This window comes from Rhizobium leguminosarum bv. viciae USDA 2370 (assembly GCF_002008365.1).
Classification (GTDB): domain Bacteria; phylum Pseudomonadota; class Alphaproteobacteria; order Rhizobiales; family Rhizobiaceae; genus Rhizobium; species Rhizobium leguminosarum.
Genome location: NZ_MRDL01000003.1, coordinates 139,158 through 159,479, shown reverse-complemented (window position 1 = coordinate 159,479; position 20,322 = coordinate 139,158). Strand labels below are relative to the sequence as shown.

Below are 20,322 nucleotides of genomic sequence, written 5' to 3'. Positions count from 1 at the left end.
GGGTGATGCCGCCACACTACCTGCCCAATCCTTCGCGGCGACGAACGAGGGATTGAAGGACTGCCGCCAGAACGATAATTGCCGCTGTGGCAAGCAACTGCATCGCTGGCGTGATGTTGTTCAGCTGCAATATATTGGCCAAAGCGCCGAGCATGATCGTACCGGCGATTGTTCCGACCATTGAACCTGACCCGCCAAACAGGCTGGTTCCTCCGATGACGACAGCCGCGATGGCCGTCAATTCATATCCGGTCCCATCATTGGCACTCCCAAAATTGAATTGCCCGGCATGGACGATGCCAGCAAGCGCGGATGCAAAGCCGGTAATGGCGTAAACGGCGATCTTGATTGCTGAGACCGGAACACCTGAGATGCGGGCGGCGCGCTCATTTCCGCCGACGGCATAGACGTAACGGCCGAATCTGGTCGTGTTCAGCACCAGCGTGGCGATGCAGGCAAAGATCAAGAAGACGATCGTAGCCACGGGAACGACGTTGCCGAATAGCCGACCGCCCAGAATGGCAAAGATGGGCGGAGCGAGCCCAGGACCATCACCATAAGAGATATTGATGTATTGATTGTCCGACACAACGAGTGCAAGCCCGCGGGCTGCCTGTAGACCGGCGAGAGTCACGATAAACGCTTCAAGTCGAAACTTGCTTGAGATCGCTCCCTGGACCAACCCGAAGCAAATGCCCATCAGCAGCACTGCCAGCACCGTCGTGATCAGCCCAAAACCGCCTGAGACCATCAATGTTGCTGTTACCACGCTCGCAAGACCAAGTGTCGCCCCAACCGAGAGATCAATTCCGGCCGTGATGATCACGAACGTCATTCCGATCGCGATGATGCCAGTCTCAGACACCGCACGGACGATGTTGGCGATGTTGTCGGGTTGAATGAACAGGATGACACCGTGCCGACGCGGTGAGAAAATGATGCCCCCGGCGAAAACGAGTATAAGGCCGATCAAGCTTTGGAAGCGGACCAACACCGCAAGCGGATCCATCCGCTTGGCGGGCTGAATGGCTGGATTGGATGTAATTTGCTGTTCGGACATCAGGCCTCCCTCCCGTTGGCGGCCGCCAGGACTTCGTGTTCGTCGACGCCGCCAGAAAACTCAGCAACGCTGCTGCCGTTGCGCAAAACCACTATTCGATCGCACAGGCCGATCAGCTCGGGCATCTCGCTCGAAGCGACAAGAATGCCCAATCCCTCTGAAGCAAGTTTGCGCAGGCGGGCGTAGATTTCCCCCTTTGCGCCGACGTCGACGCCACGCGTCGGCTCGTCGAGAAGCAACAAGCGCGGATTTCCCAGCACTTCCTTTGCGAGGACGACCTTCTGTTGATTCCCCCCCGAAAGTGCCCCGACCGCGATCCCGGGATTCTTGGGACGGATGTCGAATTGGCCGAAAGAACTTTTGATCGCGTCCTCTTGGCGTCGCGCAGACATAAAGCCTCTTGGTGATATCCAGCGGATGATCGACATCACCAGATTGAGACCTACAGACATACGCAACATGAGACCGGCTCCACGCCGGTCATCGGTTACGAATGCCAGTCCTGCCCTGCGAGCAGCCGCGATCGATTTAAGCCTGGTCGGTCTGCCACCAATCGTAATGTCCCCGTGCCATTGGCCCGGCACGCCTGTTCCGTAGAGTGCGCTCAAGAGCTCGGTTCGACCCGCCCCCATAACGCCAGCGAGCCCGACGATTTCGCCGCTACGAACATCGAGATCGACTTTGATGGGCGCTTGCCACCCGGGAGACGCGCGATGTGGGCGGAAGGAAGCCTGCCGCATCCGCAGGAGCACGTCACCAACACTATGGGCGCGGCGCGGATAAAGCTCGTTCAAAGGACGTCCGACGAGAAGCTGCACCAGTTCGGCCTGCGGAGCATCTGGTTTGGTGACGCCAGCCACCTTGCCGTCGCGCATGACCGTTACGCGGTGAGCGATCTGCGGCACTTCCTCAAGACGATGCGAGATATAGACGATGCCAACGCCCGAGGACGCCAGGCCACGCATGATGTCGAACAATCGATCCACTTCGCCAACGGTCAAGGCAGCCGTCGGCTCATCCATGATGAGGGCTCTCGATGCGTAGGAAAGCGCCTTGACGATGGCGACGACCTGGCGCTGGCCGATCGAAAGCTCACTGACGAACTGGGTGGGATCGATCGATCGGTCGATCGCTTCCAGTCTTTTGCGCGCCTCTTGCAGCATCGCCTTGCCATCGAGCATGCCATGCCGATGGACAAGCTCGCGCCCGAGAAAGAGATTGGCGGCCACTGTCAGGCTCGGAACGAGGTCCAGCTCCTGGAAGATCGTTGCGATTCCCGCTGCTTGTGCATCACGTGGGCTGTGAAATCGCGCGGGTTTGCCGTCGATGAATATCTCTCCCTCGTCCGGCGTATTCACACCGGACAACAGGTTCATCAACGTCGACTTTCCGGCACCATTTTCACCAAGCAGCGCATGGATTTCGCCAACCTTTAGTTCGAAATCCACGCCACGAAGCGCTTGAACGCCGCCGAAGCGCTTGACCACACCTTTCGCTGAAAGAACAACGTGGCTCATGCTGCCTCTCCACACGATTCACGCACCCGCAAAACTGGCGACAGTCGAATGGTCTCGCGGGGGCGGAGCTTGTTGCCTATCCGCTCGATCAGCAAGTCCGCCGCCTTCCTGCCAATCTCATCGCAAGGCTGGGCCATCAGCGTCAGGCGCGGTTCGAAATAATCTGCCCATTCGAAATCATCGATTCCAAGCACAGAAATGTCCGCGGGAACACGCAGCTTCCGCTCCCGGATAGCCCTCATAGCCCCGATCATCGCCAGATTGTTCGAAGCAAGAATCGCTGTCGGCGGCTCCTTCAGCTCCAGCAAACGGTGCGTCGAAGCCGTGGCGTCGGCGGTGCTGCGATTGCCGTCGCTGATTAAATTGTCCTCTACCTCTATTCCCTTCTCGATCATCGCTGCGCGGAAGGCCTTTGCGCGCTCCACAGTCGTCGCAAAGCCGGGTTGACCGAGAATGATCCCAACCCGTCGATGATGCAGCGTCACGAGATGATCGACGAGCGTTTGTATTGCGGCGACGTTATCCGTCCCGACCTGGTCGAAACGGTTGTCCGACAGCCTGTCAACAAGCACACAGGGAAGGTCGGACCGGATGAGATAGTCCAGCGCTTTTTTAGGATCGCCCGAAGGCGCAAGTATAATCCCGTCGACTCGGCGTTGATGCAGATGCTGGACCAGTTCCAGCTCCCGGACCGGGTCATCTTGCGTGTCACAGAGGAACACGATCAAGCCCCGTTTGGAACACTCGGTTTCAATCGCACAGATGATGTCACTGAAATAAGGGTTCGAAATTGCGGAAATCGCGAGGCCGACGGTACCTGTCGATGACAATTTGAGCGAGCGAGCGACTGTATTGGGGATATATCCGATCGCCTCCACGGACTCGAGGACGAGCTTGACCTTCTCGGGCGAGACGTAGCGCGTCTTATTGAGAACGTGCGAAACCGTGGAGACTGAGACCCCGGCCGCCTTTGCCACCTCGGAAATAGTCGTCATGAGCGCACTCCAGCTCTCGCTAGCAGCGCAACGAACAAGTTTTTCAAAAGATCCTCCCAAGCGAAATTCCAACCTCCAGAGGCTCTCCCAGGATCCGCTATGTAATAACGCTAGCGCCATCGAAACGTTTGCGCAATCGTTTTTTTCTGCTAATCGTTCATCGTTCTTGTCGCTGCTAATCTCTTGGGAGGGAGACGCCATGCTGAAGGGTGTGCCGCCGTTCATTACGGCCGACCTGTTGTGGGTCATGGCCTCCATGGGTCACGGCGACGAACTGGCAATCGTGGATCGAAACTTCTCCGGTTTTCGTGTAGCGACCCAAACCACGAGCGGAAAGCTTCTCATCTTAGAGGGTGTCGATGCACCGACTGCAGTCCGCGGGATCCTTCAGATGATGCCCTTGGACACGTTTAGTGAGACGCCTCTGATGCACATGGAGGCCGTCGACGCGCCAGGCGAGTTGCTGGAAGTACACAAAGACGTCCTCGCCGTTTGCAGTGAAGCAGAGGGCCGTTCGATAGCGAGCCAACCGGTCGAGAGGTCTGCGTACTATCCCATCGCGATGCGATCGTTTGCAGTCATCCAGACGGCGGAATCGCGCGCCTATGGGAACTTCATCCTTAAGAAGGGCGTGGTCTGAGGGTTCTCTTCGACTAACAAATCTGCGACTTGCCACCCTTGCTGCTTTGCGGCCTCTTCAGGTGCCGTCCGACCGTCACCGATCCTTGTGACAGCCATCGAGGCCGTGAAGGGCGCTTCAGCGAGAGCGACCGCGACTATCTCTCGGTCAAGCTGGACGATCCAAGCTTCCCAGCTCCGATCTACGCAACGCTCTCCGAGATCGAAGGCGAGGACGGCTACCAGCTGATCTGGTCCCGCCCCAACCGCGACTAAGAGCCCGCTAAGGCCCCCGCCGCTCAGGCGGGGCCGAACTGCTGACACAGACATCCATTCGGGAGGCTGCGGGGCACCCTCGCTTCGGCTATGAAGGAAAGAAGATGAACGAGGTCAGCCCCACAAATACCGGACAGTTGATTTCGGTCGGTAGCCGCGAGCACGTTTTTGTTTCACCAGGTCGAGGAACAGTCGAACTGCCTCCTCCTCCCGTTCGAAGACATGGTGCTTTTCCTGCCCACGCCTGCCGATCCGTCCCCATCGCCGCGTCAGGCAGGGCTCTCCAAACAGCGTCTGCCCAATCTCTATGGCGTAGTAGCGCGCCATGTTCTTCGCCGGATCCGCTCGTTCGATATAGAGGTGGTAGGGCTGCACAGTCATGTTGGCATCATCGTCAAACGGGACGGCGACGTCCAACGACACATTTGAATCAATCACATGCGACTGATTCATTTCCGTGAAGGATGGTACTTGGGCGAGTGGCCGTAGGATATCTGCAAACATACCGAACGTGACGTGGCGCAAGGCCCCCTCCCCGGCTTCACGAGGACAAACAGTATCGACGTAGAAGCGCGAGCTTTCGATCATGACGGATGTGCGTCGAGCCGCCCTGGCGAAAGCATGGTCAGGCCATTGGCGGGCAGCAGCCGTGCGCAACCGATCACCACGTCAATATCCCCTATCCGATAAGGCAAGAATATAGGTCGGTTCGATTTCGTCGAATTGATCGCGCTCCCGACCATTGGATCTGGAGACGTTTCAGGCGAGCCGGTCCGCGCCGACGCGAGAAGCGCTGCGTCCTTGCTCGACGTCGGCGCCTGGATTGCTATCAGCTTCATGATCCCGCTCCGCAATTGTGCTGGTGCGCGGATCGTGATTTGCGCAAAGAAGCGGTTTGATTCCAGTCGCAAATCTGCGAGTCGCTCGTCGCTGCCGCTGGATGTGGTGCCTTGTCCATACCAAGGCGGCCCGTGCACATAGTACCGCCACCCGCAAAAGTGCGGGCATGAAAACAACCGCTCAGTGACGCTCCACGCCTTCAAGTCGTTGAAAAATATGGTGGAGCGCCGGATGACGGTGTCGGCAGCAAGTTGTTTATTAAATTTTCGTTAACCAAAGAAGGTTTGACGACTCACGCGATACCTGCAACCTTTGCGACGGAAAATGCGCGATCATCGGTGAAAAACCGTCGCGAGGTGAAAATGGATCAGATGACGACACGCAAGCAAACGAGCGAATCCTCCGCTGCGAAGATTACACGCCAAGCGCAGATGTTGTCAGCGCAATTGCAGTCGCTTCGGACACATATGTATCCGCCCGAAGCGATGAAATCGTTGCGCACGTTCACATCACGCGACGTTGCCAGCATGCTCGGGATCGCAGAATCAACCCTCCGCCAAATGTCGTTGGACGGCGAAGGTGCAATGCCGGAGCGGCTGGAGAATGGCCGCAGGAGCTACACGCTGGCCCAGGTCAATGAACTCCGACGATACCTGGCAGCCAAACGTCCTGTGGAAGCGTTGGATTTCTTGCCGCGCCGGCGCCCCGGCGAGAAGCTGCAGGTCATCGCGGTTGCAAACTTCAAGGGCGGATCCGCCAAAACGACGACGACCGTCCATCTTACCCATTATCTCGCGCTGGCCGGTTTGCGAGTGCTGGCAATCGATCTCGACCCGCAGGCATCCTTGTCGGCCATGTTCGGCTATCAGCCCGAGTTCGATGTCAGCGAGAACGAGACCATTTATGCGGCCATTCGCTATGACGAAGACAACCGACGGCCGATGCGCGACATCATCCGCAATACCTATTTTGACGGCATCGATCTGATACCGGGCAACCTGGAACTCATGGAATACGAGCATGAGACGCCCCAGGCGATTGCAAGCGGCGGCGGCCGCGGCGACGGGATCTTTTTCCGGCGGCTCGGCGCCGTCATAAACAGCGTCGCGGACGACTATGATGTCGTGGTGATCGATGCGCCGCCGCAGCTGGGTTATCTTACGCTGGGCGCTCTCTGTGCCGCCACCTCGCTGCTGATCACCGTTCATCCGGCGATGATCGACGTCGCCAGCATGAACCAGTTCCTGGCAATGTTGAGCGATGTCATGCACGTGATAGAGGAACGTGGCGGTATTCTTGAACACGATTTCATTCGATATGTCATCACTAGGCATAATCCGAACGATGTTCCTCAGGTGAATGTCGTCGCACTCCTGCGCTCACTGTTTGGCGAGGACGTGCTGGCGCCAGCTGTGGTGGACACGACGGCAATCGCCAGCGCCGGCTTGGAGAAGAAGAGCCTTTACGAAATGGCACGCGGTTCTGTCGGTCGTGACACCCTCACACGCGCCTTGGATTCCGTCGATGCTGTCAATCTCGAGATCTTCAACCACATCAAATCGGTATGGGGACGGTCATGACCAATGCCAAAGAACGCTCCAATCGGATGAAATCCCTTTTTGGGAATGTCGATTCCGCTGAGCTTGCCAAACAGATCTCGGCAGGTCCCGCGGTCAAAGTTGGATCTGGAGCCGTCAAGTCCATGGACCGGGCCTTTGTCGCCGTGGAAGAGGAGAACGACCGCCTTCGTGAACAACTGAGCGGTTCTGAAGCAATTGTCGAAATTGACTCCGCCCATGTCGTTCCCTCCTTTGTCAGGGATCGCCTCGACATCGAGGGAGATCCGTTATTTCAGGGTTTCGTTGAGGGCATCCGCGAAAGCGGCCAGAGACTTCCCATCCTCGTTCGCCCCTCCCCTGACAAGCAAGGCTACTTTCAGGTCGCTTATGGCCATAGGCGTTTGCGGGCCTGTCAGATTCTTGAACGGCCGGTAAAAGCGATCATCCGTGAGCTCACCGACGACGAGTTGGTGGTCGCTCAGGGGATCGAGAATACCGAGCGCGCCAATCTCTCGTTCATCGAGCAGGCGCTGTTTGCTGCAACCCTCAAGTCGCGCGGCTTCCGCCGGGAGACGATTGCTGCCGCCCTCGGTAGGGCAGACGGCAAGCTGACCTATATTTCGATGCTGATTGGGATCGCAGAACAGTTCCCGGCCGAACTGATCGCCAGGATCGGTTCGGCGCCTTCAATTGGCCGGCCGAAGTGGGAAAAGCTCGCCGCCCATTTCAAGGACGGTAGGGCTCCGGCCGCAGCCCAGCTTATCATTGACCAGGTGACGTCGACGAGGACATGGGTTGCGTCCCCAAGCGATCAGCGCTTCGCCGCGCTGATGAACGCCCTGGAACACAAGGCAGCCAGCGGAGATCGCGGCGAAGAGATCGAGGTCGGTGGCGGCGCGGTGATTACTGCGAAATCCTCGCGTTCCTCAACGCTCATTACAATTCCGGAAAGCAAGATGCCAGGCCTGTCAGCCTGGCTCATCGAAAAGCTTCCGGCACTGGTGGACGAGTACCGGCAACAAAACGTGGAGACGCCGATGCGGTAGGCTGGTTCAGAAATAGGAAAGGGCTCACCGACGGCAATCGGCGAACCCTTAAAATCCTAGCCGACAGTACGAAAACGTCCCGTCGACATCAGCTCTAACAAACTGATTCTATGACGGACCGCTGGCACAATCAACCCCTGCGTAACAGCTGGGAACGAAAAACTGTGCCCGTCTGCTGGCTTTCATCAACAAGAATCTCGATGGAGCCGCACGCTAAGGCGCTGCGGGCAGGCTAGCTAATGACAGAAGCAACGGCAATCGCATCGTTCAGACGCGTCAGTCCGGCCATTCTCGCAAGCGCGCGAATGGCGATGGCCAACGACATACCGGACACCTCGAAATCGGAGATCTCCCTCCTGTTGAAGAAAGCAGCGCCGATCCTTGGGATCGACGGCACGACCTATCATGTCCTGGACATTCTCCTTGGCCTCTCGCGCGGCGATGACTGGAAAGGGGCCGGCAGGCCGATCGTTGCAATTTCGAACGCCAAGCTCGCAGAATACACGCTGCGCTCCGAGCGCACGGTTACGCGGTGCCTCCGCAGGATCGTTGAAGCTGGGATCGCTGCCTACCGCGACAGCCCAACGGGCCGGCGCTTCGTGTACCGCGACAATGACGGGATGGTTGCCAGCGGCTTCGGGCTCGATTTCACGCCCGCACGCGTGCGGCTTGCGGAGATCAAGGAGAGCGTTGACAACTATCAAAGGGAACTGAAGGCCACCCTGGATGCGCGGCGTGCGGTTACGCGGTTTTCCAGGGCAATCATCGATGCCTGCGAAGCATTCCCGGAGAAGGCGGATAGCTGGAGGTGCGCTGCACAGGCGATCATGGAGACGATGGCGAGCCGCGCTGAGCAAGCAAGCAAGCTCGAATCACTGCATTCCGAGGTTCTTGAATATGCTGAAGCTCGCTTCGGTGAGCATAATATGTCATGCGCGGGTGACATTGACGTCACCTCTATTATTAATACAACCCCTAAAAACCTTTCTGAAAGTAATGAACGGACTCGCTCTCCCGAGCGAGGCATCAAACAAACTGACGACGGCTCCGCCGTCGAAATGGCTTATGAAAATGAGCCTGAAGCGGCGGTTGGTGACATGCAAACCCGATTGCGGCAGGCAGAGAAGACGGTTGGTGATATCCAGGGTGCTGTTCTAGCTGCGGTGCCGGTTGGCTTGCTGCAGGTTGGGTGCCGCGCGGCGCAGGAATGTATCAGTGTGGAGTTTGACGGCTGGTCCGATGTTGTCGGCGCGGCCGAAATGATGCGGCGCATGATCGGCCTTTCGGAGGCTGCATGGGTAGACGGTGTAGGGAGGGTCGGCCGTTATGCTGCGTCCGCCATCTTGGCGACTGTGCTCGAAAAATCCTTGCGTGACCCGGAGCTGATTGTAAAGCCGGGGGGCTATTTCCGTGCAATGGTCGACCGGGCGGTCGATGGGAGTCTTCACCTTTCAAAAAGCCTTTACGGTCTTGCCGAAAGCGGGATGAATACACGGGATAGATAGGCGAAAGGTAACAGCTGTTATTCCGCGCTTGGGCATGCGGAACCGGCGACGAGGTTTACCTTGACGCCGCTACAGGAATAGTTCGATTTCTGGGCGTGGCTTCGCCCTCTGGGTCGCATGAGCGGCAATGGGGCGGGTGTATCCAGAAAGAGCGGTCGTTTCGCCAGGTATCGGTTTGCGCCCGCCGTGGTGCAGCCATAGTCCATCTGGCTTCCGCAAGACGGCGAGGGCGGTACAACTGCCCTGAAGGACGGGCGAGATAGCTGTGGCTGGGGAGTCCCGTTCCTCCTGTTCATTGAGAACTAACCTGCCTATCCGGGGCACCCTCCGTTCTGAATGTGTTGCCGATCGGAGGCGAAATCTTTGCGCGTCCTTGGAGCCACTCGGCTCGAAGAAGAACATGGGTGTTGGAGGGCGTAAACGAATTCGAAGGAGCGGGGTGGCGCGTATCGAGGGCATTGGGCGAGGCCGAGCGCACAGCATCCATGATCCTGGGCGGTTCCTCTGTTCGGGCATTTTGGCCACCCAACCGAGTCGCTTCACGCTGGGTTCGTCCAACTTTGCCGGCAGCTGAGCGTGCGCGAGCAATGGACGTTGATCAGGGAGAGAATGAGTGCGAGCCGTGACGAAGGTGGTCTCCGAATGTTCATTCAAGAAGCCATGCCACCCGTTCGGCCAGCTTGTGACTCGTCCGGAATCATTGTGCATTGCTGCCTAAAGGACGGAGAGGCAGTCGGCATCTGCGGCACCCGCAGAGCAGAAGAGGTTCCATGAAGGCCGGCAATGGCGTTTGCGCGGGCCGGGTGCTGCAGGCTGTCTCGCTGCGGGGAGCGATGGACGTGGTGGGGGGTTACCTATCGCCACCTCGTTCTTCCTCCCTGTCGAACGTAATCTGCCTATCCACCTACGGAGAGGGCCGGGGCAGGATCCGGTCGACAACGAGCCAGGCGAGCTTGGTTCGATGGGCTCGAAAGGTAACAGCTGTTACCTTTTGGGTGGGGCGGCCGACAAGGATGACCCTTCTCCTCCTTGAAAAGGCTCAATCACCAAAAGCGAGATAACTTCGGGGACGTCGGCCGTTACGAGTAAGTGCCGAGCGGTTGCAAAAGGGACGTGGAAGGGTCCAGTCGCAGACTGGGCAGAAACCGGCGTCAACTGGTGACGTCGCCGCTGCGGCGTCCTGCGCAGTGAGTGCCTGCAGCAATGCCAGCGACAATGACTTGGAGACAGAGAGGGACAGGGCAGGGTCGGATCGATACGCCATTTTTGGGCGGCATCGACGTTAATGTTATTATCGCCTGGGTTTGACCAACCAGGCAGCCCTACTGGGACCCAAAGGTAACAGCTGTTACCTTTGGAGTGGAGCGTGCCGACAGGATGGACCCCTCTCCTCCTTCAAGAAAGCTCAATTACCAAAGGCGACACAGCTTCCGGGAACTTCGGACGTTGCGGATAAATGCCGAGCTGTCTGACGTTTTAAACATGGGGGCCGTGGAAGGATCCGACGCGGGCGGTCAAACGATGTCACCAATGGCGCGTGGCGTGCTGTGCACTTCATGCACGGAGCGATGGCAGCGACCATAACTTTGGGACAGAAAGGGATGGGGCAGGGCCGCTCGACAAGCGCGTTTGCGGTGGCATCAATGGTAGGATTTCTGTCGCTCGTGTTGGGCGATCGAGGCGATCTTGATAGCCGGGGTCCAAAAGGCAACAGCTGTTACCTCTTGCGAGACAACTTCCGGGGCTTCGACGTTAAGGGTGAGTGCCGAGCGGTCTGACGTTCAAGGCGAAAGGGACATGGAACCATCCGACGCGGACGGCAAAATCGGCGTCAGTGGTGACCTCGACGCCATGGCGCGTGCACCCGATGCCAGGAGCGGTGGCTGACAGAATGACTTGTGGCGTCTTTTTCGGTATCTAGGTGTTGTCAGCCCGAGCGACAGAGGGGTAGGACTGTCGGATTGAGGGGGAGGCGAGGATGGGATGGGCACGGGAGTGGTCGCACCGAGAGAAGGCGCATCGTGTTTTGAAGTCTCCCGGTGCAGATGAGCCACCGTCCGGCCGGCCCTAGGCCACGTGTCAAGCGAAGATGACTGGGAGCAGTCCATGTGCAGAAACATAAAACCACTTTTCAATTTCGATCCGCCGGCGACCGATCAGGAAATACGTGATGCGGCATTACAGTTCGTACGAAAGCTGAGTGGAACGACCAAGCCGTCGAAACGCAATGAGGCAGCATTTGAACACGCAATCGTTTCAATCGCCGCATGCGCGCGAGAATTGCTCGATTCGCTCGAGACTTCACATCCGCCGCACAATCGCGAGGAAGTAGCTGCAAAAGCGCGGTCGAGAAACCTGACCCGGTTTGCATGATTTTGAGGCCCGCGTGTCGGGCAGCTGGTTCAGCCTCTTCGGTCCTTTGTCCAAAAGGGACGCGGCGGTTGAGTTCTGTCTCTTATTCGTAATCAGGGCAGATTTAGTGCGTAGCGTGCGTGCCGGCGTTCGCCGGTGCGCGTGAGAGCATCTCTCTCCAACAAGTCATGAAGATCGCGTGTCGCTGTCGCGAGGTCCGCCTGATCGAAATGTAATTCTCAGCGCTTAGTCCACCTTTAAACCCCCCAGGGCCTTTCCGGAACATCCGAGTGATGGCCTTCTCCTGGCGGTCGTTGAATTGCCCGCGGAACCGGTGATTGAATTTCGCCTTGCGGATATAGAAGGCCACCCGAGTCAAGGTGGTCTGTTGCGCATCAAGGATGGTTCCCGCCAAATACACAGTCATTCGGTGATCTCGAGCATGCGCTGATGCCGTTCGAGCTGATCGTAATAGGCTTTCCGGCCATCCTCGATCGTGTGGACAAACGCAATCAAAGCTCGGTTTGCCCGATGTTTTGGGCAAGCGATTTTTCAGCGAACGCTCGGCAAAGCCTTCCATTTCCATCTTCAAACGGACGGATGCTTTCGCAATACAAATGGCCTACGCCGGCACGGGTAAGATCGGGCAAGGGGAGTTAACCGGGTGGCGCCGTTTTGTTGAACTACTTGGTGTAGGCCGCCATTTCCGCGGGGACCCGCCTTGATGGTGGGGCTTCATAGTGGACGGTCGGATTGTCCTGACGGCCGGGCACAATCTGCATGGCATCTTCATGCGTTCGATATGCGCCGATCGCTCCAAGATGGCGATTGCCTGTCATCATCATGCCGTGCCAGCGAAACAGGTTTCGTCGTTGAGCGGGGCGGACCAAGTGTCGTACACATCGAGCATCATTTCCGCGATGCCGCGCTCTTGCGGCGTTGATGGCCGATTGTCGGCATCGAGGCCAAATTGGCGGTTATAGGCACCCTTTCTATAACTCACCATAATCCCTTGCGATGAGTGATAGAAATGAATCCTCTCGCTCATGTGATGCTCGAAGGCTGTCGCGGAGACCCAGAGAGCACCTTGAAAGGTTAGAATCGACTATATCCAAAAGGGCGGCAAACCATATGTCGCCAATCAAGCGCGCCTCGTTCAGCCGCGTCACGACCAGCACTCATAAGCGTATGAGTCCGAAGCGGCGCGCTTCGTCCAACAGCGCCCTCACTGAAGACGGCTGCCATTTCCGGCCACCACGCGGCGGTCGCTCATGCATCTGGTCCAACTGCGCAGCAATCTCTCGAAGCGATAGGTCGGGATCGGCGATCGCGATCGCGGCGACCAACTTCATCAGATTGTCCTCGGGCGGCCGCCGAGGAGAGCGGGCGAGCAGTTCTGGCTCCGCAAGTTTTTCGCGTACCATCCGGTGAACTGCCCGGCGCAAGCGTTCGACCGTCCAGCTGTGGCCCATGCGATTAAGGATCAGCACCACATTGTCCCAACTATGTTGCGGCCGCAGCTTGCGAACAGTCGGCAACCATGTCTGCGCCGATGAGATCAGTTCGTCCAGATAGGCCCGATTGCGGGCGGCAGAGACAGCACGGATAGCTTCCGGTCGGCGCTCGCGAAGTCCTGGATTGCCGGCGAGCCGCCCCCGCGCTTTAGCCGCCTTCATGCCGGCTTTGGTTCGCTCTGCGATGAGCGCACGCTCGAGCTGGGCTACGGCACCCAATACCTGCAGAGAAAACATGCCTTGCGGCGTCGAGGTGTCAATTGGATCACGGAGGGACCGGAAGTGAACGCCCCTTTTCTCTAGGTCTTCGATGACAGCAAGCAAATGGCTAACGGAGCGCGCCAGCCGATCCAACCGGACGACAACGAGCACGTCGCCCGCGACAAGTTCGCGGAGAAGCTTCCTCAGGATGGGCCTCACCCTTGATGCCCCGGATCCGTGCTCCTGATGGATGCGATAGCAACCAGCCGCTCGCAACTCGTCCACCTGGGCGTCGTTGATCTGGTCTTCTGTCGATACACGCGCGTATCCAATCAGCCTCTGGGGAGCAGGATGGGGATTGGGGATTGCGGGTCTCGCCATGGAACTCCGATGTCGTCTATAGCAGCGGTTTGTACAGATAATGCATGCGTCAGTAAACGTTCCTTTGCAAGTGTGTTTTATGATCAGAATAGGAAGCCGTCGGGCGCGGAAACGAGGTCGAGATGGAGGACGGCTCATCGGAGGCCGAGAACACGCGCTGGGGGCTTGCCATGGGCAAAGAGCCCGAAATCCGAGGATCTGGAGGAGGTTAGGCACAGCCTCTTGCTCGATTGCAGGCTTTGACGCTGAAAAGCCGCCGCCAAATCTTCGAGCCAAGAGCAGCCGAAGGGAATTGCGCGGACTTTGATTGCGTCACCATCGACAATTGGTAGTTATCGGAAGTGAAACGCCGCCGTCGCGATCGTCATCGATCGCGGAAGTAATACCGGAGATCACTTCCAATTAAGGACGCGTTTACCATGATGTCAATGTGTTACGTTTCTACGAAAATCACCTGACCAGCCTCCTGTGGCCGATTGCGGACGCCGGGATCGCGCTGGTGCGTCTCGACGGGCGCATCGCCCGTTCGCCGGTCGGCGTGGGCTGGATCGAACGATCCCACTTCATTGACGCCTGCACCTGGTTGTGGCTCGGCGGCGAACTCGTCCACCTCGAGGACCTTGTCTTCCACGACGCCCGCGATATGGCCGTCAATCTCAAAACCATTCCCGTCGATCAGCGCGGGCATCGCGATCGCGAAACCCGGCTGCTGGCCATTGCCCAGGGGCTGAATGCGGCTGCCGAAATCGGACTGAAGGAGCATGACCGGCTGGCGCCGACGCGACTAATGATTGAACGGAAGCTGGATGGGAGGCCGACGTCGTCAAAGCTGCCGGAGCGGGTCATGGCAAAACCGCTTGTCTCGGCAGGCATGGTCGAAAAAGCGCTCGGGGTGACGCCGCCAGGCGGCGCGGCGGATTGTGGGGAAGCTCGGCTTGCGGGAGATGACGGGGAGGGGGAGATTTCCGGCTCAGTTGAGAAACGGCCCTTAGCAAGCGGCATGCCGGATCAACCCGTCAGGGCCAGCCAATCCCCGATCGTTTTTCCGTAGCGCCGCGTGGAGCCGATGGCCGGAGCTGGTCGCTGTTGGGTTGCCACTGTCCTTCGGATTTCACGCGGGCTCAGCCCGAATTCGTGGATGAAGGCGCGCGTAAAATTGGCGGCGACCTCGAAACCGGCGGCTTCTGCGATTTCTGAAATCGGCCTGTGGTCGGCCGAATTGCTGAGATCCGCATAGGCCTGCAGCAATCGCCGCTTGCGAATATAATTGAGCACGCCTCCGCTCGCCTCAAACAGCTGGTAAAGCCGCGTACGCGAAATCCCCAATGCGCGGCACATCATGTCCGGTGTCAAGTTTTCCGAATGGAGATTGACGTGAATGTAGCGGTGCGCCCGCTCCATCAGTCCCATGTTGGTCTGGTTTTGACCGGTATCAGTCCTTGCGGACGATGCGGCGGCCGCAACGACCATATCGCCGATGGTTTGGATGATCCGGGGCACTTCCTCTATCGTCAGATTGCCGAGGTTCGTTTCGAGGCCCGTGAGATAGCCCGTGAGCAACTCGGCGTGGCTGCCCGAAAGAACCGTGTTGCCGGCGCTCTGGAGAAGGCTCGCATCGCGCGCCAGCAGCTCATACGGCAGGAACACGAGCAAAGCTTCGGTATCTGTCATCCGTCCGCGATAGGGGCTGCCGAGAGACATGAACAATATCTCGCCGGCACCGGTCTCGGTGACACGACGGTTGACCTCGGTCCAGGCCTGGCCGCTGCGCATTAGGCCGACGTTCCAATGGTCGATGGGGCTGGATCGAAGCATGGCCTGATCGCGGATATATCTGTGGGCCTGCGCGCGCTGTTGGACGATGAGGATATTGCCGAGATGCCAGCCGATCTGCTCCGCGAGGAACCCGTCTTCCGGTGATTTTCCCTCCGGCAAATGAACATCCGCGAGCGGCGCCATATGTGCCCTCCAGGCCTGGAATTGTTCTGCCGGTGGCAGGTCCCGCGTCGAGAAGCGCAGTGGCACGAGTGCAGGGGAGGCATGGGGTGGTCGTTCCTTGCGCATGGCCGGTTCACGTGCCCAACGCCGCCGCTCCATCTGCGCCGGCCGCAGTTCCGCGGCAGGATCATCGTCGGATTCAGACCCTGTAGCCATTAATTCCTCCAGCGCATAACCCGACCCAAGCCATGGAAATTCAGAAAAGCAATTGTTTTTGCGGCTGAAATCCCCGGAGAACTCTGTCTGAAAAAGCGGAAGCGCCCGACGAGCCACCTCCATAAGTTGCTTATCATATTCCTTTCCGCTCAGAAATGTACGGAGCGATAATTTTCAGGATGTGGGGATAACGACAATTGCCTCCCTTGGCTGTATCTAAATAAACATCGGTTTTTTCCATAAGAAAAAACGGAATAATAAAGCATTCGCCTGATCGAACGACTTAGTATCGCGCAATGTCGAAGTAAATATAGAAAATTCCACAGCAAAATCTAAAAAACACGGGGGATAGTCATGAACTACCTTGGTAAGATTCGTGCGCGCTCTGCGCAAGCTTCGTCTCATTACGCAAGTTATTCATCCGGAAAATCTCGTGCGCCCAAGAGAGTTCTTGTCACCGGCGGCGCAGGTTTCCTAGGATCCCATCTGTGCGAGACGCTTTTGGCCGCCGGACACCAGGTGATCTGCCTCGACAACTTTTCCACCGGCATGCGGCGCAATATCGCCCATCTGAAGGGCGTCGATCGCTTCAATGCCGTCGCCCACGATATCGTCCAGCCACTCGATCTGGAAGTCGACGAGATCTATAACCTCGCCTGCCCGGCATCGCCCCCGCATTATCAGGCCGATCCGGTCCATACGACGAAGACCTGCGTGCTGGGCTCCCTCAACCTTCTGGAGCTGGCCGCGCGCACCGGTGCACGCATCCTCCAGGCATCCACCTCCGAAGTCTACGGCGACCCGAACGTCCATCCGCAAGTCGAAAGCTACTGGGGCAACGTCAATTCGTTCGGGCCGCGCTCCTGCTATGACGAGGGCAAGCGGTGCGCCGAGACGCTGTTCTTCGACTTCCACAACACGCACGGCGTCGAGATCAAGATCATCCGCATCTTCAACACCTACGGCCCGCGGATGCGTCCGGACGACGGCCGCGTCGTCTCGAATTTCATCGTTCAGGCCCTGACGGGGCAAGACATCACGATATATGGCGACGGTTCGCAGACCCGCTCGTTTTGTTTCGTCGATGATCTCATCGGCGGCATGGTCCGCATGATGGCCTCGCCGTCGTCGCTGACGGGGCCCGTCAATCTCGGCAATCCGGGCGAATTCACGATCCGGGAGCTGGCCGAGCAGGTGATCGGATTGACCGGCTCCCGGTCGCAAATCATCCATCGCCCTCTGCCGGTTGACGACCCTCGTCAGCGTCGCCCGGATATTTCGCTTGCCATGCAGGAACTCGACTGGCGGCCGAAGATCGACTTGTCGAGCGGCCTGCGTCAGACGATCGACTATTTCGATGGCCTTCTCACCCGTCCAGCACGCGAGCTGGAGGCCGTCTGATGGATGCGCCCCGGGTCCTTGTCACGGGCGGTGCCGGCTATATCGGCAGCCACACCGCCAAGCTCCTCCGCTCGGAGGGGATTGAGCCTGTCGTCTACGACAATCTTACGACCGGAAACCGGTCGTCCGTGCGCTGGGGCCCTTTCGTCGAAGGTGACGTCCTCGACTCGCCATGCCTGATCGAGGCCATCGAGAAATATGCGCCCGATGCCGTCATCCACTTTGCCGCCTCGGCCTACGTGGGCGAGTCCGTGCAGAACCCGGCGAAATATTACAACAACAATGTCTGCGGTGCATTGTCGCTTATCGATGCCTGCCGGCAGACGGGGCTTCAGAACGTCATCTTCTCATCGAGTTGTGCCGTCTACGGCGTTTCCTCCGTGCTGCCGATCGATGAGACGTTGCCGAAGGCTCCGATCAATCCCTACGGCAGGACCAAGCTGATGGGCGAGAATATGCTCGCCGACTATTCGGCGGCCTTCGGCCTGCGTTATGTTGCCCTGCGTTACTTCAATGCCTGTGGAGCCGATCCGGACGGCGAGCTTGGCGAATGGCACGTTCCGGAAACCCATCTCATTCCGCGGGCGCTGCTGGCCGCGGCCGGCCGGATTCCGCACCTGGAGATATTCGGCGATGACTACGACACCCCTGACGGGACCTGCATAAGGGACTATATTCACGTCGCAGATCTCGCGCGCGCCCATGTTCAGGCTTTTACCCATCTCGCCAAAGGCGGAGCAAACCTCGCTGTCAACCTCGGCACCGGGCGGGGTTTTTCCATCAGGGAAGTGCTGCGCGTAATCGAGGAAACGACCGGCTGCGAAGTCCCGGTCGTCATCAATCCGCGCCGGCCGGGCGATCCGCCCAGCCTCTATGCCGACGCCAGCCTGGCCCGCGAGACACTCTGCTTCCAGCCTCGATATTCCGACCTCGAAACCATCGTGCGGACGGCGGCTCCGTTCTTCGGACTGGAGGTGCGCGCGTGACCGAACTTGCGATCAACCAAGCGACGCATGCTCCGGAACCCTCCCAGGAGCCGTTTCTTGTCCCGGTTCTGACCGGATATCGGCGGGCCGAATATTTGTTCTTGGCCGCCGTATGGGCCTGCGCCTTCGCCTATTTCTGGATTTGGTGGCTGGAGCCGCACCATCACGTCGATGCTTTCGGGACAATTACGGTGAGCCTCGTTCTTGCCTTTGTTACCGCTCTGCCGGCCTATTTCATCGTCGTCTTCTATCGGGCGGCAAGACCGAACGGTCCCTTGCGCCTGCCGGCGGGCAGCCGAGTGGCCATGGTCGTGACCAAGGCGCCGGCGGAACCCTTCTCGGTCGTCAGTGAAACCCTGCTGGCAATGCTTGCCCAGGAGGTGGAACACGACACCTGGCTTGCCGACGAAGACCCTTCCCCCGAGACTCTCGACTGGTGCTCCGCTCACGGGGTCTTCGTCTCGACCCGCAAGGGGCGATCCGATTACCATCGGACGTCGTGGCCCCGACGCACGCGGTGCAAGGAAGGCAACCTCGCCTTCTTTTACGACCACTACGGCTACAGCCGCTACGATTTCGTGGCGCAACTCGATGCGGATCATGTTCCCGCGCCCGACTATCTCTTCCACATGCTGCGTCCGTTCGCCGATCCAACGGTCGGCTATGTCTCGGCCCCCAGCATTTGCGACAAGAACGCTTCCGAAAGCTGGTCGGCACGTGGAAGGCTCTATGCCGAGGCCAGCATGCATGGCTCGCTCCAAGCCGGTTACAATGGCGGCCTGGCGCCGCTGTGCATAGGGTCGCATTACGCGGTACGTACCGTCGCCCTCAAACAGATCGGCGGCCTCGGTCCGGAGTTGGCTGAAGACCACTCGACGACAATGATGATGAATGCCGGCGGCTGGCGGGGTGTGCATGCGCTGGATGCCGTCGCCCATGGTGACGGCCCCAGAACCTTCAGCGATCTCGTGACGCAGGAATTCCAGTGGTCGCGCAGCCTGGTCATGGTGCTGTTGCGGTACTCGCCGAGCCTCGTCGGCCGGCTGCCGCCCCGGCTCAAGTTCCAGTTCCTCTTTTCGCAACTCTGGTATCCGCTTTTTGCGTTCTTCATGTTGCTCATGTTTGCGATGCCGATCATCGCGCTTGTGCGCGGCCAGAACTTCGTGACGGTGACCTATCTCGATTTCCTCACGCATTTCGCGCCGCTTTCTATCGCTCTCGTGGTGATGGCTTATCGCTGGCGCGCCAGCAGTTCGTTCCGCCCGTACGACGCCAAGATCCTGAGCTGGGAATGCATGCTCTTTCTCTTCGCGCGCTGGCCCTGGGCGCTCGCCGGTACGCTGGCTGCGGTGCACGATTTTCTCACGGGCTCCTTCGTCGATTTCCGCGTCACGCCGAAAGGGCGGTCCGAAGTCGATCTGCTGCCGGCGCGTGTCCTGGCGCCCTACGCTGTGCTGGCGCTGATGGCGGTATTGCCCGCCCTGGCGATCGGCCATGCCGGCGCCTCCAAGGGGGGCTACTTCTTTACCGTCCTGAACGCGACAATCTACTGCGTGCTGCTTCTGGTCATCGTTGGGCGCCATTCGAAGGAAAATACGATTGCGGCGGCCCCGCGTTTCTACCGTCCGGCGATGGCGACCGTGCTTCTTGCGCTCGTCGCGCTGCCGGGGGTTGCAACCATCATGCGCGGAAAGGATGCGGCCGAGGCACTCGCCTGGGGTAGTGGCCGCCTTCAGCTGTTCGAAGAGCGCTACGCCGCCTCCGGTGCAGGCCGGGGCGGGACCGCCCTGCGCACGATCTTCTTCAAACCACGATGGATTTCCGATCCGGAAGAGATCCAACTGAGAACGGATGCCGCTCACCCGGATTTGCGGCCGAGCCTGGAGGAAGTACACAATGTCTAGCCCATCCAAAATA

14 protein-coding genes and 4 pseudogenes are annotated in these 20,322 nt (G+C 58.8%); 10 read left to right on the top strand and 8 right to left on the bottom strand.

Annotation, left to right across the window (positions count from 1 at the left end):
- Window positions 1-16: 16 nt before the first annotated feature.
- From BS629_RS02465 to BS629_RS02455, 3 genes are read right to left on the bottom strand one after another with little or no spacing between them, the layout of a single operon-like run.
- On the bottom strand, window positions 17-1,060 hold the full coding sequence (locus BS629_RS02465; protein ID WP_018247080.1) for an ABC transporter permease: 1,044 nt from the start codon (window positions 1,058-1,060) through the stop codon (window positions 17-19).
- Window positions 1,060-2,577: a sugar ABC transporter ATP-binding protein gene (locus tag BS629_RS02460; protein ID WP_018247079.1), complete on the bottom strand. Its 1,518-nt coding sequence runs from the start codon at window positions 2,575-2,577 to the stop codon at window positions 1,060-1,062. Before BS629_RS02460 ends, BS629_RS02465 begins: the two co-directional genes overlap by 1 nt.
- On the bottom strand, window positions 2,574-3,572 hold the full coding sequence (locus tag BS629_RS02455; protein ID WP_018247078.1) for a LacI family DNA-binding transcriptional regulator: 999 nt from the start codon (window positions 3,570-3,572) through the stop codon (window positions 2,574-2,576). The genes BS629_RS02460 and BS629_RS02455 overlap by 4 nt, the downstream gene beginning before the upstream one ends.
- Before the next feature lie 199 nt (window positions 3,573-3,771).
- Here BS629_RS02455 and BS629_RS02450 point away from each other — a divergent pair, with 199 nt between their 5' ends.
- Together BS629_RS02450 and BS629_RS39555 are read left to right on the top strand one after the other, a co-directional pair.
- A complete protein-coding gene (locus tag BS629_RS02450) occupies window positions 3,772-4,212 on the top strand; it encodes an RbsD/FucU family protein (protein WP_026188826.1) in 441 nt (146 codons plus the stop codon).
- 113 nt (window positions 4,213-4,325) lie between these two features.
- Window positions 4,326-4,466, top strand: a pseudogene (locus BS629_RS39555) (DUF736 family protein); the annotation flags it as partial.
- A 114-nt stretch (window positions 4,467-4,580) separates the two neighbouring features.
- Here the strand turns inward: BS629_RS39555 and BS629_RS02440 are convergent.
- Together BS629_RS02440 and BS629_RS40440 are read right to left on the bottom strand one after the other, a co-directional pair.
- A complete protein-coding gene (locus BS629_RS02440; RefSeq protein ID WP_077987933.1) occupies window positions 4,581-4,847 on the bottom strand; it encodes a WGR domain-containing protein in 267 nt (88 codons plus the stop codon).
- Between the two features lie 288 nt (window positions 4,848-5,135).
- Window positions 5,136-5,186, bottom strand: a pseudogene (locus tag BS629_RS40440) (hypothetical protein); the annotation flags it as partial.
- Between the two features lie 482 nt (window positions 5,187-5,668).
- On the opposite strand from BS629_RS40440, the gene repA reads away from it, so the two are divergent.
- The 4 genes from repA (at window position 5,669) to BS629_RS02415 (ending at window position 11,789) form a co-directional block, all read left to right on the top strand.
- Window positions 5,669-6,886 (top strand): plasmid partitioning protein RepA, encoded by a 1,218-nt coding sequence (repA, locus tag BS629_RS02430; RefSeq protein ID WP_018247073.1) that lies wholly within the window; start codon window positions 5,669-5,671, stop codon window positions 6,884-6,886.
- Complete coding sequence (gene repB, locus BS629_RS02425; protein ID WP_018247072.1) at window positions 6,871-7,911, top strand: plasmid partitioning protein RepB; 1,041 nt, start codon at window positions 6,871-6,873, stop codon at window positions 7,909-7,911. Before repA ends, repB begins: the two co-directional genes overlap by 16 nt.
- Before the next feature lie 239 nt (window positions 7,912-8,150).
- Window positions 8,151-9,416, top strand: coding sequence for a plasmid replication protein RepC (gene repC, locus BS629_RS02420; protein WP_020493455.1), 1,266 nt, complete (start codon window positions 8,151-8,153; stop codon window positions 9,414-9,416).
- A gap of 2,106 nt (window positions 9,417-11,522) precedes the next feature.
- Entirely contained in the window at window positions 11,523-11,789 is a 267-nt protein-coding gene (locus tag BS629_RS02415; RefSeq protein ID WP_018247069.1) for a DUF2277 domain-containing protein, read from the top strand.
- A 92-nt stretch (window positions 11,790-11,881) separates the two neighbouring features.
- Here the strand turns inward: BS629_RS02415 and BS629_RS02410 are convergent.
- A pseudogene (locus tag BS629_RS02410) lies at window positions 11,882-12,747 on the bottom strand (Fic family protein); the annotation flags it as partial.
- A gap of 199 nt (window positions 12,748-12,946) precedes the next feature.
- Window positions 12,947-13,864: a recombinase family protein gene (locus tag BS629_RS02405; RefSeq protein WP_018247068.1), complete on the bottom strand. Its 918-nt coding sequence runs from the start codon at window positions 13,862-13,864 to the stop codon at window positions 12,947-12,949.
- A gap of 649 nt (window positions 13,865-14,513) precedes the next feature.
- Here BS629_RS02405 and BS629_RS40435 point away from each other — a divergent pair.
- A pseudogene (locus BS629_RS40435) lies at window positions 14,514-14,856 on the top strand (helix-turn-helix domain-containing protein); the annotation flags it as partial.
- Window positions 14,857-14,872: 16 nt separating this feature from the next.
- Here the strand turns inward: BS629_RS40435 and BS629_RS02395 are convergent.
- Window positions 14,873-16,018: a helix-turn-helix domain-containing protein gene (locus BS629_RS02395; RefSeq protein ID WP_020572886.1), complete on the bottom strand. Its 1,146-nt coding sequence runs from the start codon at window positions 16,016-16,018 to the stop codon at window positions 14,873-14,875.
- 354 nt (window positions 16,019-16,372) lie between these two features.
- Between BS629_RS02395 and BS629_RS02390 the strand changes: the two genes are divergently transcribed.
- The 3 genes from BS629_RS02390 to BS629_RS02380 are packed head-to-tail and all read left to right on the top strand — an operon-like array spanning window position 16,373 to window position 20,309.
- A complete protein-coding gene (locus BS629_RS02390) occupies window positions 16,373-17,419 on the top strand; it encodes a UDP-glucuronic acid decarboxylase family protein (RefSeq protein WP_018247066.1) in 1,047 nt (348 codons plus the stop codon).
- Window positions 17,419-18,405, top strand: coding sequence for a UDP-glucose 4-epimerase GalE (galE, locus tag BS629_RS02385; RefSeq protein WP_027690371.1), 987 nt, complete (start codon window positions 17,419-17,421; stop codon window positions 18,403-18,405). The genes BS629_RS02390 and galE overlap by 1 nt, the downstream gene beginning before the upstream one ends.
- Window positions 18,402-20,309 (top strand): glycosyltransferase family 2 protein, encoded by a 1,908-nt coding sequence (locus BS629_RS02380; protein WP_018247064.1) that lies wholly within the window; start codon window positions 18,402-18,404, stop codon window positions 20,307-20,309. Before galE ends, BS629_RS02380 begins: the two co-directional genes overlap by 4 nt.
- Window positions 20,310-20,322: the final 13 nt, after the last annotated feature.

Excerpts from the sequence above, each read along its gene's own strand:
- BS629_RS02465 (WP_018247080.1), bottom strand. The coding sequence starts at position 1,060 with ATGTCCGAACAGCAAATTACATCCAATCCAGCCATTCAGCCCGCCAAG.
- BS629_RS02460 (WP_018247079.1), bottom strand. The coding sequence starts at position 2,577 with ATGAGCCACGTTGTTCTTTCAGCGAAAGGTGTGGTCAAGCGCTTCGGC.
- BS629_RS02455 (WP_018247078.1), bottom strand. The coding sequence starts at position 3,572 with ATGACGACTATTTCCGAGGTGGCAAAGGCGGCCGGGGTCTCAGTCTCC.
- BS629_RS02450 (WP_026188826.1), top strand. The coding sequence starts at position 3,772 with ATGCTGAAGGGTGTGCCGCCGTTCATTACGGCCGACCTGTTGTGGGTC.
- BS629_RS02440 (WP_077987933.1), bottom strand. The coding sequence starts at position 4,847 with ATGACTGTGCAGCCCTACCACCTCTATATCGAACGAGCGGATCCGGCG.
- repA (WP_018247073.1), top strand. The coding sequence starts at position 5,669 with ATGGATCAGATGACGACACGCAAGCAAACGAGCGAATCCTCCGCTGCG.
- repB (WP_018247072.1), top strand. The coding sequence starts at position 6,871 with ATGGGGACGGTCATGACCAATGCCAAAGAACGCTCCAATCGGATGAAA.
- repC (WP_020493455.1), top strand. The coding sequence starts at position 8,151 with ATGACAGAAGCAACGGCAATCGCATCGTTCAGACGCGTCAGTCCGGCC.
- BS629_RS02415 (WP_018247069.1), top strand. The coding sequence starts at position 11,523 with ATGTGCAGAAACATAAAACCACTTTTCAATTTCGATCCGCCGGCGACC.
- BS629_RS02405 (WP_018247068.1), bottom strand. The coding sequence starts at position 13,864 with ATGGCGAGACCCGCAATCCCCAATCCCCATCCTGCTCCCCAGAGGCTG.
- BS629_RS02395 (WP_020572886.1), bottom strand. The coding sequence starts at position 16,018 with ATGGCTACAGGGTCTGAATCCGACGATGATCCTGCCGCGGAACTGCGG.
- BS629_RS02390 (WP_018247066.1), top strand. The coding sequence starts at position 16,373 with ATGAACTACCTTGGTAAGATTCGTGCGCGCTCTGCGCAAGCTTCGTCT.
- galE (WP_027690371.1), top strand. The coding sequence starts at position 17,419 with ATGGATGCGCCCCGGGTCCTTGTCACGGGCGGTGCCGGCTATATCGGC.